We start from the raw sequence: 17,308 nt of genomic DNA on the forward strand, positions 1-17,308 counted from the left end.
AGCAATTATGAGAATTTTATTTATTGGGGATGTAGTTGGGGCACCCGGCCGAAAGATGATAAAGGAATATACAATGAAATTAAAACAAACGTACAAGCCAACAATTACAGTCATTAATGGTGAAAATGCGGCTTCTGGAAAGGGCATTACAGAAAAAATCTACAAAGGGTTTTTAGATGCAGGAGCACAGGTGGTGACACTTGGAAATCACTCATGGGATAATCGAGAAATTTTCGAATTTATTGATCGTGCAAAAGCATTAGTACGACCAGCTAATTATCCGGTGGGTGTACCGGGAAAAGGTTATACACTTGTCAAAATCAACAATATTGAAATTGCTGTAATTAATATTATGGGTCGAGCATTTTTACCACCGATTGATTGTCCATTTACAAAAATGGATGAAATATTAGAAGAAATAAAAGGTCGAACTCCATATATTTTCGTTGATTTTCATGCTGAAGCGACTAGTGAGAAACAAGCAATGGGATGGTATTTAGACGGTCGAGTCTCTGCAGTCGTTGGTACTCACACTCACGTCCAAACAGCAGACGAACGTGTATTACCGAAAGGAACGGCTTATTTAACGGATGTTGGTATGACTGGCCCTTATGACGGCATTCTTGGTGTTGAAAAAGAACCAGTGCTTCATAAATTTTTAACGAATTTACCGGTACGTTTTGAAGTAGCAGAGGGGCGTACACAGTTAAGTGGAGTCTTAATTGACCTTGACCCCAAAACAGGGCTTTCTAAGTCAGTGAAACGAATCCTCATTAATGATGATCACCCTTTTTATACGTAATCGAGTAAGAAATTTTTTAGATTTAGGAATAAGGATAGGTTTTCTGAAATAAGATGAATTAGATTCACATCTTGTACGATTAGCAAATGTTTGCTTGCTAATTGCACTGTTGAACGCATGAAAACGATCGTAATCATGGACAGCCCACTTTTCACATAAAGAGGAGGTACAAGAAATGGAAGTCTTAAAAGTTTCAGCAAAATCTACTCCCAACTCTGTTGCTGGCGCGTTAGCTGGGGTCATACGTGAACGGGGAGCGGCAGAAATCCAAGCAATAGGAGCAGGAGCGCTTAATCAATCAATAAAAGCGATTGCGATTGCGAGGGGATTTGTTGCCCCAAGTGGTATTGACCTTGTTTGTATCCCGGCCTTTACTGATATTCAAATTGAGGGAGAAGAGCGAACAGCTATGAAAATTATCGTTGAGCCCAGATAAAAAATGGTGCTCTGCCAAATGCCTACTTACATATTTGTAAGTAGGCATTTTTCCGTGTTTTAGTTTTATCAATAATAATAAATAATCTTTAGAATAGATTGATTTCTGTATATATAGAAATACACTCTAGTTTACATATGAAAACTTTAAATTAAATTTACTTATCTTTGAAAAGTCTTGCTTTTTAGCAAGTTTGGGACTAATATAAGAACGTTTAAGATATATATTTATTGTAATAGGCGAGTAAGTCTATTAATTTACTCGGAAATGTGATATTATGACAATAATTTGATATTTCGTGTTTTTAGTCTAATAGACAAGCAAGGGGTGGAGAGTGTGAGAGAGCAGTTATCATGGAAAGTTGGCGGTCAGCAAGGGGAAGGAATTGAAAGTACAGGTGAAATTTTTGCTTCTGCATTGAATCGTCATGGTTATTATTTATTTGGGTATCGTCATTTTTCTTCACGTATCAAAGGTGGACATACGAACAATAAGATTCGTGTAAGTACGACCCCTTTAAATTCAATTTCAGATGATTTAAATATTTTAGTGGCGTTTGATCAAGAAACAATTGATGTTAATATTCATGAATTACGTGAAGATGGCATTATTATTGCTGATGCTAAATTTAATCCTGTCGTAACGGAAGGTTATGATGTACGCCTTTTTGTTGTACCTTTTACGGAGATAGCGACAGAGCTAGGTACATCTTTAATGAAGAATATGGTTGCTGTCGGGGCTTCAAGTGCGATTCTAGGTTTAGCGCCTGATACGTATAAAGATGTTGTTGAAGATCTTTTCTTGAAAAAAGGAACAAGTGTTGTTGAGAAGAACATGGAGGCGATCCGCGCAGGAGCTGCTTACTTCCGCAAAGAAGCAGGGACAGACATGCCTGAATTGCAACTGGCTCCGGCTGATGGCAAAAAGCGAATGTTTATGATCGGAAATGATGCAATTGGAATGGGAGCTGTTGCAGCGGGAAGTCGTTTCATGGCAGCGTATCCAATTACACCTGCATCTGAAATTATGGAATATATGATTGAAAAATTGCCTGAATTTGGTGGTACAGTTATTCAAACAGAAGACGAAATCGCTGCATGTACAATGGCCATTGGTGCGAATTATGCCGGAGTACGTTCGTTTACGGCTTCAGCTGGTCCTGGCTTATCTTTAATGGCTGAGGCGATTGGCTTATCGGGTATGACGGAACAACCGCTTGTTATTATGGATACGCAACGCGGGGGGCCAAGTACGGGATTACCTACGAAACAAGAACAATCAGATTTAATGGCCATGATTTTTAGTACACATGGAGACATTCCAAAAATTGTTATCACACCGAGTACTGTAGAGGAAGCTTTCTACGATACTGTTGAAGCTTTTAATCTAGCAGAAGAATACCAGTGCCCAGTTATTTTAGTGACAGACCTTGCCTTGTCGTTAGGGAAACAAACTGTAGAACCGCTTGATTATAGTAGAGTAGAAATTCGTCGTGGTGCGCTGCAGTTAGGGGAAGAGATTCCAGAACGAGAAGACAAAGCGTATTATAAACGCTATGAATTAACAGAATCAGGTGTTTCGAATCGAGTGATTCCAGGCATGAAGAACGGAATTCATCACGTGACAGGTGTTGAGCACGATGAAACAGGAAAACCGTCTGAAAGTCCTGAAAATCGTAAGAATCAAATGGATAAGCGGATGCGAAAAGTAGCGAATTTACCAAAACAGTTTAAAGACCCTATTTTTGTAGATGCAAAGCATGCTGAAGCGGATTTATTGGTCATTGGGGTCAACTCTACACGTGGAACAATTGCAGAGGCAATGCCAAGACTCGAAGTAGATGGCATTAAAGTGAACCATGCGCAGATTCGTTTGTTACACCCTTTCCCAACGGATGAATTAAAGCCATTAATTGATCGTGCTAAAAAAGTAGTCGTAGTAGAAAACAATGCGACAGCTCAATTAGCCAACATTATTAAAATGAATGTTGGCAATGTGAAAATTGAAAATGTATTGAAATATGACGGAAACCCATTTTTACCTGGTGAATTACATGAAACTTGTAAGGAACTACATGATGTAAGCAAGGAGTTGGTTTAGATGGCAACATTTAAAGATTTTAGAAACAAAGTAAAGCCAAACTGGTGCCCTGGCTGTGGGGACTTCTCTGTTCAAGCAGCAATTCAGCGTGCTGCAGGAAATGTTGGTTTAGAGCCAGATGACCTTGCTGTAATCTCTGGTATTGGTTGTTCAGGTCGTATTTCAGGTTATATTAATTCATATGGTTTTCACGGCGTACACGGGCGCGCTCTACCAATCGCACAAGGGGTCAAAATGGCTAACCGTGATTTAACAGTTATTGCGTCTGGTGGAGATGGGGATGGCTTTGCTATTGGAATGGGACATACGATTCACGCTATTCGCCGTAACATAGATGTAACGTATATCGTCATGGATAACCAAATTTATGGCTTGACGAAAGGGCAAACATCACCACGTAGCGACATGGGCTTTAAAACAAAGAGTACACCGGGCGGCTCCATTGAATCAGCTCTAAATGTAATGGAAATGTCATTAACTGCTGGGGCAACGTTTGTCGCACAAAGTTTCTCAAGTGACTTGAAGGAATTAACTTCATTAATTGAACAAGGGATTAACCATAAAGGCTTCTCTCTCATTAACGTATTTAGTCCTTGTGTTACATTTAATAAAGTGAACACGTATGATTGGTTTAAGGAAAATATTACGAAGCTTGCAGATGTTGAAAATTACGATCCGTCCAACCGCATGACTGCTATGCAAACATTAATGGAACATAACGGTCTTGTAACAGGTCTCATTTACCAAAACACAGAACAAAAGTCATACCAAGAGTTAATCGACTCATACGACGAAAAACCATTAGCACACCAAAATTTAGAGCTAACAGAAGAAAAGTTCAACAAACTAATGGCAGAATTTATGTAAGAGCAAAAAGACCAAAAGGACGATCTTCCCTTTTGGTCTTTTTGCGAAGCGATGAGCGAAGCCGCCGTAAATGTTTTAAGCCTTTTAGGAGTGGGTTTTTCCTAAAAGGCGCACGGCGAGTGAAGCCATCGCAAACATGTTCGCACTATTACGTACAAACAGGTACCTTTCTTCTTGAAAAAACAGAGGAAGATGAGCGAAGCCGCTGCTAGGTTTTAAGCCTTTTAGGAGCGGTCTTCTCCTAAAAGGCGCACGGCGAGTGAAGCCATCGCAAACATGTTCGCACTATTATGTATGAAACAAATGTTTCTGTTTAAAAAAAACTAATTAAAGCTATTAAAAGTCACTACTCAAATAAAAGAGTTCTGCGTCTTTTTTTTTTCAATTACCTACCGACTTGTTAAAAGATAGACAAACAAGATTCATTGAGTTTCTTGAAAGTTCCACGTATAATGTATGAAGGAAACTATGCAAAATTTCGCTCACGTACAGTGAGCTTTCTATTTGTTTGCTTTTAGAAGCTTGATGAAAGGAGTTTTTATCAATGAATGAAGATCAACGTTTAGGACGTTTAGGAAATACAAATGAACCTATAGATAAAGAAAACAAGAAAAAAGACTATAGTAAATATTTTGATTTCTCAAATGCTAAAGTGATATCAGAGGAAGATAATAAAAAGGTAATCCGGATCGAAGGGCGAGACATTTCTATTTATGATCAACCAGATTATAAGCAGGGAAAGCGCCGAGGAAAAGAGGATGTACAAGTCATACGTCCAGACAGTCTAATTCCTGAAGAGATGAAGGGAATAGGGAATGGTAAGAAGTTCCTTATTCGTACTTATGGCTGTCAGATGAATACACATGATTCAGAAAATATGGCAGGTCTCCTACTGGAAATGGGCTTTGAATCAACAGAGGAAACAATGGAAGCGGATGTCATTTTATTAAATACTTGTGCGATTCGTGAAAATGCTGAAAACAAAGTGTTTGGTGAAATTGGTCATTTAAAAGCATTAAAAGTTGAACGACCAGAATTGATAGTTGGTGTTTGTGGCTGTATGTCACAGGAAGAATCAGTTGTAAACCGTATCATGCAAAAACATCAGCACATTGATTTAATTTTCGGTACCCATAACATTCATCGTTTGCCAGAGCTTTTAAGAAATGCTATCTATGGGAAAGAAATGGTTGTTGAAGTTTGGTCTAAAGAGGGCGATATTGTTGAAAACATGCCTCGTGCTCGTCAAGGAAAAACACAAGCATGGGTAAATATCATGTATGGCTGTGATAAGTTTTGTACGTATTGTATCGTTCCTTACACACGTGGAAAAGAGCGAAGTCGTCTTCCTGAAGATATCATTGCCGAAGTCCGCGATTTAGCTAGACAAGGCTACAAGGAAATTACTTTACTTGGCCAAAATGTAAATGCTTATGGGAAAGATTTAGAAGGAAAAAATTACGGCCTAGGGTATTTGATGGATGAAATTCATAAAATTGATATTCCGCGTGTTCGTTTTACAACAAGTCATCCGAGAGACTTTGATGATCACCTAATATCTGTACTCTCTAAAGGTGGAAACCTAGTTGAGCATATTCATTTGCCAGTTCAGCATGGTAACTCTGAGATTTTGAAATTAATGGCTAGAAAATATACACGTGAGCAATATGTAGAGCTTGCTTATAAAATAAAAATGGCGATTCCAAACGCATCGTTTACAACAGACTTAATTGTTGGATTCCCGAATGAGACAGAGGAGCAATTTGAAGAGACCCTTTCTCTTGTACGCGAGATTGAGTTTGATAGTGCCTACACATATATATACTCACCTCGTGAAGGAACTCCAGCTGCAAAAATGAAAGATAATGTACCAATGGAAGTTAAACGTGAGCGTCTAGGGCGTTTAAATGCACTTGTAAATGAAATTTCAGCAAAGAAAAACCTTGATTACCAAGATCAGATTGTTGAAGTTCTTGTTGAGGGAGAAAGTAAGAAAAATCCTGACGTGTTAGCAGGCCGAACAAGAACGAATCGTTTAGTGAACTTTGTAGCTCCTAAATCGGTAATTGGTAAGATTGTTTATGTTAAAGTGACAGAAGCAAAGACATGGTCGTTAAATGGTGAAATGGTTGAGATGGCGGAGGTAAAACAATAATGACAACATATACAAGAGAAGATATTCGTAATAAAGCTAGAGAATTAGCAAAGATGATGGCAGAAACAGAAGAAGTGGACTTCTTTAAACGAGCTGAAAAACAAATAAATGAGCATCTAAAAGTACAAGAGCTGATCGCGCAAATTAAAAAGCTTCAAAAAGAAGCGGTAAATCTCCAGCATTATGGAAAGGCTGAAGCGCTAAAAGAAGTGGAAGCTAAAATTGATGCATTGCACGAAGAAATTGATTCGATTCCATTAGTACAAGAATTCAAATCGAGCCAAATTGAAGTAAATGAATTATTGCAGATGGTTTCAAATACAATTTCTAAAGCAGTGACTGAAGAGATTATTACTTCAATGGGTGGAGATTTAGTAAAAGGAACAACGACGAAAAACCCTTATTTTGATGGTGGTTGTCAATAATTAAGAGGTTTGGTAAACAGATCTATTCGATAAGATGAATAGATCTGTTTTTTTTTACTATTAAAAGAAAAAGTGGTCATAAATAAGTTACTTTCTCTATAAATAATTAATAGCCCTTTTTTCTACTTTTTGACTAATTGGTGTTGAAAAAAATTTGGTTGTAACCTGTCAATGCAAAGAAACTGGATATTTTTAAGAACTTTTCTCGATTGATGTACTAAACTTTGAAAACTCAACATATCGTGATATAGATAACGCTTTGCTATCATCTTACATTCTTTTTTCGCACATTGGTTATTCGCCCTGCATAGGATGACAGTGAAGCATTTGGCGGAGCGAATTTGGCACGTTGAGCCGACACGAGCGACCGACAACTCGATATGATATGAGAAAGAGGAGGGTTTTGTTTCATGTCTCAAAAATTTAACTATCGTGAAATTATTACAAAAGCGGTATGTGGAAAAGGTCGTAAGTTTTCAGAAGCAACACATACGATTAGCCCTTCACACAGACCGTCAAGCATTCTAGGCTGCTGGATTATTAATCATAAGTATTCAGCAGATAAGAAGGGCGACTCTGTAGTGGTGCAAGGGAGCTATGATATCAACGTTTGGTTTTCGTATAATAAAAATACGAAGACAGATGTTGCAACGCAAACCGTTACTTACTCTGATGTAATTCCACTTTCCATGCAGGATGAAAATATCCTATCTGATGAAATGGACGTTATTGCAAGAGCAGTTCAGCAGCCAAATACATTGGAAGCAACAATCTCTGAAAACGGAGCGAATGTTGATGTACAGGTAGAGCGGGAGTTTCTAGTAGAGTGTATCGGTGAGACAAAGGTTGCTGTAGCCGTAAATTCTGATGGTCTTTTAGAGGATTTTCCTAGTGCACAAGCGGCAGATGATGTGAGCGATGAGGAGTATGAGCGTCTTGATCCAAATTTCTTACACAGTGAATTTGATAAATAAGACGAGAGAGCAAGCCGCCAAGGTTTGCTCTCATTTTTTTCATAAAGTAAATCCCATACAGTAAAAGACTCCCTAATGCGAGATTCATAGTGGCTATGATATAATAAATCGTATTAATTATGTACGGTGGAGGATATTATGGCACAAATTACCCCTATGATGAAACAATACTTAGAAATAAAGGCACAGCATCAAGATGCCTTTTTATTTTTTCGTCTCGGAGACTTTTATGAATTATTCTACGAGGATGCAAAACTTGCAGCCCAAGAATTAGAAATTACGTTAACGGGTAGAGGACAAGGTGAAGATCGCATACCAATGTGTGGTGTACCTTATCATTCAGCTGATCAATACATGTCACGATTAATTGAGAAAGGCTACAAAGTTGCCTTGTGTGAGCAAGTAGAGGATCCGAAAGTTGCAAAAGGCGTAGTGAAACGTGAAGTAGTTAAGATGCTTACACCAGGGACGATGATGAACGGAAATGTCATAAAGGAAAAAGAAAACAATTACTTAGTGGCAATGACGGCATTTGAAGATCAAACTTTTGGACTTGCTAGAACGGATCTAACAACTGGTGAATGTGCTGTAACGCTAATTGGTGATGCACTTGAAGATGTTATTCATGATATTGCAAGTTCAGGCACAAAGGAGTTAGTAGTTGCTTCAGATCTTGATGAGAGAATCTTAAAACGAATTATAGAGAAGTGTTCGGTTACGGTTTCCTATGAAGATAAGGTAGAGCTTGATCAAAACTATATTAAGCTTTGTGCTGATTTACAGTCTGAAAAACTGATAATTACTTTCGCAAGACTTTTACAATATTTAATTAGAACACAAAAACGTTCATTAAATCATTTACAAAAAGTTACTTATTATCATTTTGATTCTTTTATGAAAATGGATACTCATACGAAAAGAAATCTTGAGTTGACGGAATCACTTAGAGAGAAGAAGAAGGCTGGATCTTTACTTTCGATTGTCGATCAGACTGTGACAGCAATGGGTGGTAGGCGTGTAAAGAATTGGTTGGAGCGACCTTTAATAGATCAATCTGGCATCGAGGAACGACTTGGGTTAGTTACATCTTTTTTAGACTCCTATTTCGAACGAGAAGAATTGCGTGATGAGTTAAGGCATGTGTATGATCTTGAAAGACTAGCAGGAAGAATTGCCTATGGTAGCGTTAATGCTCGTGAACTCGTTCAATTAAAGCGTTCCTTAGAAAAGGTACCAATAATAAAAGAACTAGTTGGAAAAATGGCACCATCTTCTCTTAGCCGCTGGTTTCACGATGAAGATCAAGTTGTTGAATTAATAGAACTTCTTGATCGCAGCTTAGTAGAGGATCCCCCTATCTCTGTTACAGAAGGTGGAATGATTCGACCTGGTTTTCATGAAGAATTAGATACGTATCGTGATGCGAGTAAAAATGGAAAGCAGTGGATTGCTGAACTTGAACAAAAAGAGCGTCAAGAAACAGGGATTCGTTCGTTGAAGATCGGCTTTAATAAAGTGTTTGGTTATTATATTGAAGTGACAAGAGCGAATACTCATTTATTACCTGAAGGTCGTTATGAGCGCAAACAAACATTAACGAATGCAGAACGCTATATTACACCTGAACTTAAAGAAAAAGAAGCGTTAATTTTAGAAGCAGAAGAAAAAATGGAACAACTTGAATATGATTTGTTTGTAACTGTAAGAGAAGAGGCAAAACAATATTTACAATTTATTCAAACATTGGCTCATTCTATTAGTGAAATTGATGTATTAGCAGGATTTGCGACAGTAAGTGAGCAGCGCCATTATGTAAAACCAAGCTTCTCGAAAAAGAGAGACATTGTAATTGTCGATGGTCGCCATCCTGTTGTTGAAACAGTGATTGAAAGAGGTCAGTATGTTGCGAATGATGTACACATGACAAAAGGGCGTGAGATGTTATTAATTACTGGACCGAACATGGCAGGAAAAAGTACTTATATGCGTCAGTTAGCCTTGCTTGCCGTCATGGCACAAATTGGTTGTTATGTTCCGGCGACTTCGTGTGAACTACCAATATTTGATCAAGTATTTACAAGAATTGGTGCTGCGGATGATCTTGCAAGTGGGCAGAGCACATTTATGGTTGAAATGCTCGAAACACGTTATGCTCTTACAAAGGCAACGCAAAATAGTTTGATTTTGCTTGATGAAATAGGAAGAGGTACGTCTACTTATGATGGAATGGCATTGGCACAAGCCATTATTGAATATATTCATGATATCGTTCGCGCAAAAACTCTTTTCTCGACTCATTATCATGAATTAACACAATTAGATAAGGAACTAGTAGATTTGCAAAATGTTCATGTATCAGCAGTGGAAGAAAACGGAACGGTTGTATTCTTGCATAAAGTTGTCGATGGGCAAGCGGATCGTAGTTATGGTATTTATGTAGCAGAGTTAGCAGAGTTACCATCTGAGGTAACAGAGCGTGCTGAAACTTTGTTAAAGCAGTTTGAAGATGGTAAAGCGGCACCTAAAACAAACAATCAATCAACACTTCCTTCTTCCTCTCCAGAGCAACAATTATCTTTATTTGGTGATGAAGATGGGGCTCAGCAAGAAAAGAATGCTTCCGTCGCACTTTCTGGCCAAGAAGAAAAAGTATTGAAGAAGCTTGTTAAAAAAGACGTGCTTCATATGACACCAATTGAAGCGATTCAATTCATAAATGAACTGCAACGATTATTAAAATAAAAGTAGGAGGGGTTCGATGACAAAAATTATAAAGCTTGATGATGCGTTATCTAATAAAATTGCTGCAGGTGAAGTTGTCGAACGTCCTGCGTCAATTGTAAAAGAGTTAGTGGAAAATGCTCTTGATGCAAATAGTACTCACATTGTTGTTGAGATTGAAGAAGGTGGACTATCGTCAATCCGTATCGTTGATAATGGGGATGGGATCGCCGAAGATGATGTTGAAACTGCCTTCTATCGTCATGCGACTAGCAAGATTCGGACTGATCGTGATTTGTTTCAAATAGGAACGTTAGGGTTTCGAGGAGAGGCTTTGCCGAGTATAGCTTCTGTAGCCCGTGTGTCTCTAACTACAAGCATTGGAGTAGGGCCAGGTACTGAAATTGTGTTAGAAGGCGGCGTGATCAAGCATAAGAAGGTTGCAAAGGCGCGAAAAGGGACCGAGATTACGGTGACGAATCTCTTTTATAATACGCCAGCAAGATTAAAATATTTAAAAACGGTTCATACAGAAGCAGGGAATGTAAGTGATATTATTAATCGACTTGCACTAGCGCATCCTCATGTAGCATTTGAGTATTCTCATCATGATAAAGAAGTATTAAAAACATCAGGTAATGGTGACATTCGGCAAGTAATTGCTTCAATTTATGGAAGAAACGTAGCAAAAAAGGTAAAACCTATTGAAGGTGAGTCGCTAGATTATGAAATAAGTGGTTTTGTAGCTTTGCCTGAATTAACAAGAGCGTCAAGACAGTATATGTCTATTTTTGTTAATGGCAGGTATATTCGTAATTATGCACTTGCTAGAGCGATACAAAACGGTTATCATACATTACTACCTATTGGACGCTATCCTCTTGTCGTACTTTCTATAAAAATGGATCCAAAATTAATCGATGTCAATGTTCATCCATCGAAACTGGAAGTACGTTTAAGTAAAGAAGAGGAATTAGGTCAATTAATTACTCAATCAATCAAACAAATATTTGAATCCGAAACATTAATTCCAGAAGCAGATACGAGAAAGCGAACGAATTTCTCAAGCTTAAAAAGTGAACAAGTTTCTTTTGATTTTGAAAAGCCAGCAGAAATTGAATCATCCGTAAATGTAGGACTACAAGTAAAAGAAAATGAAACGTGGCAAGATAAAACATCGACCTATATTGAAGTAGATGATGATGTGAAACAAGATAGAGAGTATGTTAGAAAAATGGATGAACAAAGACCTCAAGACCATGAGCAGCCTGTCGCAAGTGCGTACGAGAGCATTGCAACAGCTATTGAGCAAGAAGAAGAGTCAGTTGAGGTAATGGAAGGAACGGAAGTCGAACAAGAGAAGGTGAGTGAGCGGGTACCGGCCCTTTATCCTGTCGGTCAAATGCATGGGACGTATATAATTGCACAAAATGAGACAGGAATGTATCTAATTGATCAACATGCAGCCCAAGAACGCGTGAAGTATGAGTTTTTTAGGGATAAAGTCGTGGAAGTGAGTCCACACGTTCAAGAATTGCTTGTTCCGATTACACTAGAATGTACGGCTCAGGAGTTTGCAACGATAAACGAACATATCGATGATCTTCACGCTGTTGGAGTTTTTCCAGAGCGGTTTGGGACGCAAGCGTTTGTCATTCGTTCACACCCAACATGGCTACCTAAGGGAAATGAGGAAGAAACGATCCGTGAAATTATCGATTATTTACTAGAGCATCGTAAAGTGAATCTTGCCAAACTGAGGGAAGAGGCTGCGATCTTAATGTCCTGCAAGGCAGCGATTAAAGCAAATCGTCATCTCCGTCAAGACGAGATGTTTGCACTGCTCGAGTCCCTCAGAAAAAGCAGCGACCCATTCACCTGCCCACACGGCCGCCCAATCCTCGTGCACTTCTCAACCTACGCATTAGAAAAAATGTTTAAACGAGTGATGTAAGAGAGTTCATAGAAAAAGGTCGCTTTTTACCTTTTTCTATGAACTCGGAGCGTTGAGCGGAGCCGCCGTAATGTTTTAAGCCTTTTAGGAGTGACCTTCTCCTAAAAGGCGCACGGCGAGTGAAGCCAACGCACACGATTTACGGCACATATAAGAAAAAGGTCGCTCTTTACCTTTTTCTATGAACTCGAAGCGTTGAGCGAAGCCGCTGCTATCTTTTAAGCCTTTTAGGAGTGGGTTTCTCCTAAAAGGCGCGCAGCGTGCGTAGCCAACGCAACCATGTTCGCACTATTGAGGCAAAAAACAAATACCGCCTTTTAATAATTAAGTGAGAACGAAAACAACCTATACTAACAATTCATTTACAATACATAGGGGATAAAACCATGATCATTACAACAGCAAGGAAAGGAGCAGACGTATTGGAGGAGAAAGCACTGCGCTTTAGCTTAGAATTAGCTGCTCCATTTATTCGCCGAAGTGAGGCTTCTGTTCAAGACCTAATACAACTGTATGAAGCGGATGTTCTCGTAATAGGAAAGGGCAAAGTAACTCTTTATTCAAAGGATGGTGGAGAGCCCTTTTTTTATCATCCGAACTCTGCTATGTTTCGGGTAAAGCAATTTCAAAAAACAAATTATGATCCGTTAGTAGCTGCAGCTGATCTTTCAATAGGAATGTCGTTTCTTGATTGCACGTTAGGTTTAGCCTCAGATAGTCTAGTTGCAAAAATTGCTGTAGGAGAAAGTGGTCGTGTAACAGGCTTAGAGGCCAATCAAACGCTTGCTAGTATTGTCCGCCATGGTCTTGGATCTTGGCAGGATGGTGGTGCTTTAATGATTGATGCAATGAGAAGGATCGAAGTGGTTCATGCACATCATAAAGACTACCTTCGAAATCTAGCTGATAATTCGTTTGATGTTGTTTATTTTGATCCTATGTTCGAACAGCATTTATCTAATTCAACGGGTATTAAGGCATTAAAACAGTTTGCGTGTCATGATGACTTATCAAAACAAGTAATAGACGAGGCAATACGAGTAAGTAGATCCCGTGTTGTTTTAAAAGATCATTATGAGAGTGAACGTTTTAATCGTTATGGATTTCATGTAATGAAAAGGCAACACGCTGCGTTTCATTATGGGTTTATTATTTCAAAATAATCCATGCACGGACGTTTGAATTTAAAGGAATAGGGAGAAGATGATGAAAGAACAGTTAATTGTAATTGTCGGTCCAACTGCAGTTGGAAAAACAGCATTGAGTATTAAATTAGCAAAGAAATACGAAGGTGAAGTTATTAGTGGAGATTCGATGCAAGTATATAAAGGGATGGATATTGGTACGGCGAAGGTGACCGCTGAAGAACAGGGAGGGATTCGCCATCATTTAATTGATATATTACATCCGAAAGAGTCATTTTCAGTTGCTGAATTTCAAGAAAGATGCATACCTCTAATTTCTCAGATTAATAACGAAAATCATGTCCCGCTTTTAGTAGGTGGTACAGGGCTATATGTAAATGCGATCACAAAGCAATATCACTTTGAATCACTGCCGACGGATGAACGTTATCGTGAAGAACTAGAACAACTAGTAAGTAAAATAGGAAATGAACAATTACATAATCGTCTCAAACAGGTAGATCGAAAAGCTGCACAACTCATTCACCCTAATAATGTACGACGTGTCATTCGAGCACTTGAAGTAACACGAGCTACTGGGCTTCCTTTCTCCGACCAACAAACGGAAGAGCAAAAAGAGGAATCTCCATATTCATTAGCTTTTATCGGTTTAACGATGGAACGTGAAATGCTTTACGAACGAATTAATAAACGTGTTGACATTATGATGGAACAAGGATTATTAGAAGAAGCAAAGTCTTTATATGACCTTGGTATAAGAGATTGTCAATCGGTGCAAGCGATTGGTTATAAAGAGCTCTATGATTATTTTAACGGTCACTTGTCATTAGAAGATGCTGTTAAAATGTTAAAGCAAAACTCAAGGCGATACGCCAAAAGACAGTTAACATGGTTTCGAAATAAAACGGACGCGACATGGTTTGACATGTCCGATGGATTAACAGACCAAACATTCCAGGAAATTTGTTCTTTTATTGAAGGAAAATTGTCATTTATATCGAAATAAAGAGAGAGTCAATTAGAGGAGGACACCCCGATGAAGCAACCGATTAATATTCAAGATCAATTTTTAAACCAATTACGTAAAGACAATATTTCTGTTACTGTCTTTTTAACAAACGGATTTCAAATTCGTGGCTTAATCAAAGGCTTTGACAACTTTACGGTCATTTTAGAAACAGAAGGGAAGCAGCAGCTTGTTTATAAGCATGCTATTTCTACATTTGCTCCGCAGCGTAACATCCAACTGAAGTCAGAAGAGCAAGAATAAGAAAAAGCGCCTAGAAGGGCGCTTTTTTACATTTTTTAAGTGTTTTTTGGAGCGGTAGTATCTTTTTTTTTGATTTAGAAATGGATCGTCTTTCTAGTGTCAACAGTTTTATGAAAAAGTTGTCTTATTGAAGCATGAAAAAATGCGGAGTTAGGCTGTCCCCGCTAGTAAACGTTGTTTCTGTTCCTTTGTGATTGATTGAATCGTATTTAGATAACGGTTCATTGACAATGGTGTCGTATAGCCAATCCACTGAACTAACTCTTCGGGAGTCTTTCCGTTTAAAAGTGTAGATAATATAAAAGTGTTTCGAAGTGTTTGAGCACTAATTCCTTTACGCAATTGTGCGCGCTTTACTTCCATACGAACCATTTTCTGAATGGCGATCATAGACATCCGTTTTGGTTGGTCATCGTCATATGACCAGTGAAACGTTTTACGCTTAAAGTCAAAAGAAACAATCAAGGGATCTTCACTATAAAACCGAGGTCTTACGGGCTCTGGGATGCTCTTAAAGTATGTGTAGGCCAATTGTTTGTGATCTTCCGCCATAACAATTACTCTGTTGTCCTCTTGAATGCGTAATTCGTTGCGTTCAAATTTTATATCTCTCATCGAAAGCTGCTGGACCTCATGTAGTGTTAGACCATAATTTAAAAATAATCGAACAATAAATTCATTCCGTTCTTTATAGAAATGAAATACTTCAAGCTGTTGGTTGGATAGGCCATTTGTTGATGATAACGAAGTGAGAAATTGAGCTTGTTCTTTCCGCTGTAACCAATCTGATTCTACTAGTGGTTCTGAAGAAAGTTCAGGAGGCTCAATTTCTGCCATAGGACTTAGTTCACTTTGTCCCAACGATTTACGGTACTGATGCACTTGTCGTAAAACACTGTGAATGCGTCTAATCGTTCGTACATTATACTTTCTCACTTCCATCAAATCCTGAAAGAAAAGTTCGAGCTCTTCCTTTGTGATGGACTTCCAGTTAATTTCTTCTGTTGTCGAACGTGCCTTATGCAGCCAATATGAAAAATCATTCAAATCGTAAATATAGCGTTTTATAGTCGAGTCTTTTCGCCCTTTCGCCGCTAATTCGTTAATGTAGTTATCAATAAATGAAGGAAACAAATATTCCATTGTATACACCCCTTCCTTATTAATACTATTTGATGTATTTACAACATTTCCTGCATGAACTTACTAGTTTGAGCAACGGCATTATTTTGAAGGGTGTTTGGACTTCTCTCTATTTTCGAATACATGGTCGTGAAAAATGTAACTGTAAGGTTCTGTTTTTATTGATCTTTTCTTTTCGTGGTTCGGAGAAGAGGTAACCGTAGCAAATAATATAACGATAAAACATAACCCCAATAAACTAACGATTCCAGTTAACAGTTCCATAAAATTGTCCCTCCTTTACGATCTAAAATTATCGTAAAGCGTGAAACGCGTTTCAGAACAAGTGAAAAATCACCTTTTTATATAAATTATCTACAACAAATAAATCGTGATGATTATTGGAATTATAAAGAAACAAGGAAGGACAATTGCATGAAATACCTAAAACTTTGCTAGTGGTATTTACAAAGTGGTCAGAACATGTAAGAAAGGGGAAGAGGAATGTTTTTTGATTTCGTTATTGTTGGAAAATTAAGCTTAGCATTGTTTTTAGGAATGTTAATTGGAATTGACCGGCAATTAAAACATAAGCCTCTAGGACTAAAAACTTGTATGGTGATTAGCGTAGCAAGCTGTCTTGTTACAATTGTATCGATTGAAGCATTTCATATATTTGCAACTCCCACATTTAGTGCAATGGATCCGATGCGTTTAACAGCCCAGATTGTTAGTGGTGTTGGCTTTTTGGGAGCGGGTGTTATTCTTAGGAGAAGCAATGATGTCATCTCAGGTTTAACAAGTGCTGCCATGATTTGGTCAGCATCTGGACTCGGTATAGCCGTAGGGGTAGGGCTTTATTTTGCGTCTTTAGTTGCAGTTATACTCTTTATTGTTGCTGTTAATGTACTTCCTGCCATTATCAAATTAATTGGACCGAGCGCATTAAGGGAAAGGGATGTTTTTGCAAAAATAGTAATGGAACCAAACTATAAAATGACAGATTTACTCCAAGCAATCGAAATGAAAGAACATGATTTTTATGGAAGACAAAAAGGGAATATTAAAATACGCAATATAAAAATACGCGATTTGGACAATGGCAATCAACAAATCAAGATTACAATCTCAGCTCCAGAATATATATATACAACAGACCTATATTACATGTTCAAAAAGATTGATCATGTCTTAACAGTAGACCTTGACCATGTATAGAATTAGCCTGAGGAAGCTACCTGCCTTAGGTATTTATTTTTTTTGCTATAAAACTTAATTTATTTATTGAAAATAACTAGACAAAAAATGAAAAGTATGAAAAAATATAATTGTTGCAT

The 17,308-nt window shown here is 38.0% G+C and carries 15 protein-coding genes; 13 read left to right on the plus strand and 2 right to left on the minus strand.

What is annotated here, in order from left to right; all coding sequences use genetic code 11:
* Positions 1-7: 7 nt before the first annotated feature.
* From AC1FXP_RS07930 to hfq, 12 genes are all read left to right on the plus strand, one after another.
* Positions 8-802 carry a TIGR00282 family metallophosphoesterase gene (locus tag AC1FXP_RS07930; protein ID WP_480060079.1) on the plus strand — a complete coding sequence of 265 codons (795 nt, stop codon included), beginning with the start codon at positions 8-10 and terminating at the stop codon, positions 800-802.
* Positions 803-977: 175 nt separating this feature from the next.
* Positions 978-1,238 (plus strand): stage V sporulation protein S, encoded by a 261-nt coding sequence (locus AC1FXP_RS07935; protein ID WP_034632153.1) that lies wholly within the window; start codon positions 978-980, stop codon positions 1,236-1,238.
* 336 nt (positions 1,239-1,574) lie between these two features.
* Positions 1,575-3,338 carry a 2-oxoacid:acceptor oxidoreductase subunit alpha gene (locus AC1FXP_RS07940; RefSeq protein ID WP_480060081.1) on the plus strand — a complete coding sequence of 588 codons (1,764 nt, stop codon included), beginning with the start codon at positions 1,575-1,577 and terminating at the stop codon, positions 3,336-3,338.
* Positions 3,339-4,205 (plus strand): 2-oxoacid:ferredoxin oxidoreductase subunit beta, encoded by an 867-nt coding sequence (locus AC1FXP_RS07945; RefSeq protein WP_480060083.1) that lies wholly within the window; start codon positions 3,339-3,341, stop codon positions 4,203-4,205. It abuts the gene before it with no gap.
* Positions 4,206-4,749: 544 nt separating this feature from the next.
* Entirely contained in the window at positions 4,750-6,360 is a 1,611-nt protein-coding gene (gene miaB, locus AC1FXP_RS07950; protein ID WP_480060085.1) for a tRNA (N6-isopentenyl adenosine(37)-C2)-methylthiotransferase MiaB, read from the plus strand.
* Complete coding sequence (locus tag AC1FXP_RS07955) at positions 6,360-6,785, plus strand: YlbF/YmcA family competence regulator (RefSeq protein WP_480060087.1); 426 nt, start codon at positions 6,360-6,362, stop codon at positions 6,783-6,785. Before miaB ends, AC1FXP_RS07955 begins: the two co-directional genes overlap by 1 nt.
* Positions 6,786-7,195: 410 nt before the next feature.
* Positions 7,196-7,759, plus strand: a complete 564-nt coding sequence (locus AC1FXP_RS07960; protein WP_480060089.1) for an outer spore coat protein CotE — start codon at positions 7,196-7,198, stop codon at positions 7,757-7,759.
* 138 nt (positions 7,760-7,897) lie between these two features.
* The gene (gene mutS / locus AC1FXP_RS07965; protein WP_480060091.1) at positions 7,898-10,501 is read left to right on the plus strand and encodes a DNA mismatch repair protein MutS; all 2,604 of its coding nucleotides are present in this window, start codon (positions 7,898-7,900) and stop codon (positions 10,499-10,501) included.
* Between the two features lie 16 nt (positions 10,502-10,517).
* Complete coding sequence (mutL, locus tag AC1FXP_RS07970; protein ID WP_480060093.1) at positions 10,518-12,434, plus strand: DNA mismatch repair endonuclease MutL; 1,917 nt, start codon at positions 10,518-10,520, stop codon at positions 12,432-12,434.
* Positions 12,435-12,820: 386 nt separating this feature from the next.
* Positions 12,821-13,597 (plus strand): class I SAM-dependent methyltransferase, encoded by a 777-nt coding sequence (locus AC1FXP_RS07975; protein WP_480060095.1) that lies wholly within the window; start codon positions 12,821-12,823, stop codon positions 13,595-13,597.
* 43 nt (positions 13,598-13,640) lie between these two features.
* On the plus strand, positions 13,641-14,585 hold the full coding sequence (gene miaA, locus AC1FXP_RS07980; RefSeq protein WP_480060254.1) for a tRNA (adenosine(37)-N6)-dimethylallyltransferase MiaA: 945 nt from the start codon (positions 13,641-13,643) through the stop codon (positions 14,583-14,585).
* Between the two features lie 30 nt (positions 14,586-14,615).
* Positions 14,616-14,849: an RNA chaperone Hfq gene (gene hfq, locus AC1FXP_RS07985; RefSeq protein ID WP_480060097.1), complete on the plus strand. Its 234-nt coding sequence runs from the start codon at positions 14,616-14,618 to the stop codon at positions 14,847-14,849.
* A gap of 150 nt (positions 14,850-14,999) precedes the next feature.
* Here hfq and AC1FXP_RS07990 read toward each other — a convergent pair whose 3' ends face one another.
* Together AC1FXP_RS07990 and AC1FXP_RS07995 are read right to left on the minus strand one after the other, a co-directional pair.
* On the minus strand, positions 15,000-15,992 hold the full coding sequence (locus AC1FXP_RS07990) for a tyrosine-type recombinase/integrase (protein WP_480060099.1): 993 nt from the start codon (positions 15,990-15,992) through the stop codon (positions 15,000-15,002).
* Positions 15,993-16,073: 81 nt separating this feature from the next.
* On the minus strand, positions 16,074-16,256 hold the full coding sequence (locus AC1FXP_RS07995) for a hypothetical protein (protein WP_480060101.1): 183 nt from the start codon (positions 16,254-16,256) through the stop codon (positions 16,074-16,076).
* A 219-nt stretch (positions 16,257-16,475) separates the two neighbouring features.
* Here AC1FXP_RS07995 and AC1FXP_RS08000 point away from each other — a divergent pair, with 219 nt between their 5' ends.
* Complete coding sequence (locus tag AC1FXP_RS08000; protein WP_480060103.1) at positions 16,476-17,189, plus strand: MgtC/SapB family protein; 714 nt, start codon at positions 16,476-16,478, stop codon at positions 17,187-17,189.
* The last annotated feature ends 119 nt before the right edge of the window (positions 17,190-17,308 follow it).

Source organism: Halalkalibacter sp. HAAS-P013, assembly GCF_056619925.1.

Excerpts from the sequence above, each read along its gene's own strand:
- AC1FXP_RS07930 (WP_480060079.1), top strand. The coding sequence starts at position 8 with ATGAGAATTTTATTTATTGGGGATGTAGTTGGGGCACCCGGCCGAAAG.
- AC1FXP_RS07935 (WP_034632153.1), top strand. The coding sequence starts at position 978 with ATGGAAGTCTTAAAAGTTTCAGCAAAATCTACTCCCAACTCTGTTGCT.
- AC1FXP_RS07945 (WP_480060083.1), top strand. The coding sequence starts at position 3,339 with ATGGCAACATTTAAAGATTTTAGAAACAAAGTAAAGCCAAACTGGTGC.
- miaB (WP_480060085.1), top strand. The coding sequence starts at position 4,750 with ATGAATGAAGATCAACGTTTAGGACGTTTAGGAAATACAAATGAACCT.
- AC1FXP_RS07955 (WP_480060087.1), top strand. The coding sequence starts at position 6,360 with ATGACAACATATACAAGAGAAGATATTCGTAATAAAGCTAGAGAATTA.
- AC1FXP_RS07960 (WP_480060089.1), top strand. The coding sequence starts at position 7,196 with ATGTCTCAAAAATTTAACTATCGTGAAATTATTACAAAAGCGGTATGT.
- mutS (WP_480060091.1), top strand. The coding sequence starts at position 7,898 with ATGGCACAAATTACCCCTATGATGAAACAATACTTAGAAATAAAGGCA.
- mutL (WP_480060093.1), top strand. The coding sequence starts at position 10,518 with ATGACAAAAATTATAAAGCTTGATGATGCGTTATCTAATAAAATTGCT.
- AC1FXP_RS07975 (WP_480060095.1), top strand. The coding sequence starts at position 12,821 with ATGATCATTACAACAGCAAGGAAAGGAGCAGACGTATTGGAGGAGAAA.
- miaA (WP_480060254.1), top strand. The coding sequence starts at position 13,641 with ATGAAAGAACAGTTAATTGTAATTGTCGGTCCAACTGCAGTTGGAAAA.
- hfq (WP_480060097.1), top strand. The coding sequence starts at position 14,616 with ATGAAGCAACCGATTAATATTCAAGATCAATTTTTAAACCAATTACGT.
- AC1FXP_RS07990 (WP_480060099.1), bottom strand. The coding sequence starts at position 15,992 with ATGGAATATTTGTTTCCTTCATTTATTGATAACTACATTAACGAATTA.
- AC1FXP_RS07995 (WP_480060101.1), bottom strand. The coding sequence starts at position 16,256 with ATGGAACTGTTAACTGGAATCGTTAGTTTATTGGGGTTATGTTTTATC.
- AC1FXP_RS08000 (WP_480060103.1), top strand. The coding sequence starts at position 16,476 with ATGTTTTTTGATTTCGTTATTGTTGGAAAATTAAGCTTAGCATTGTTT.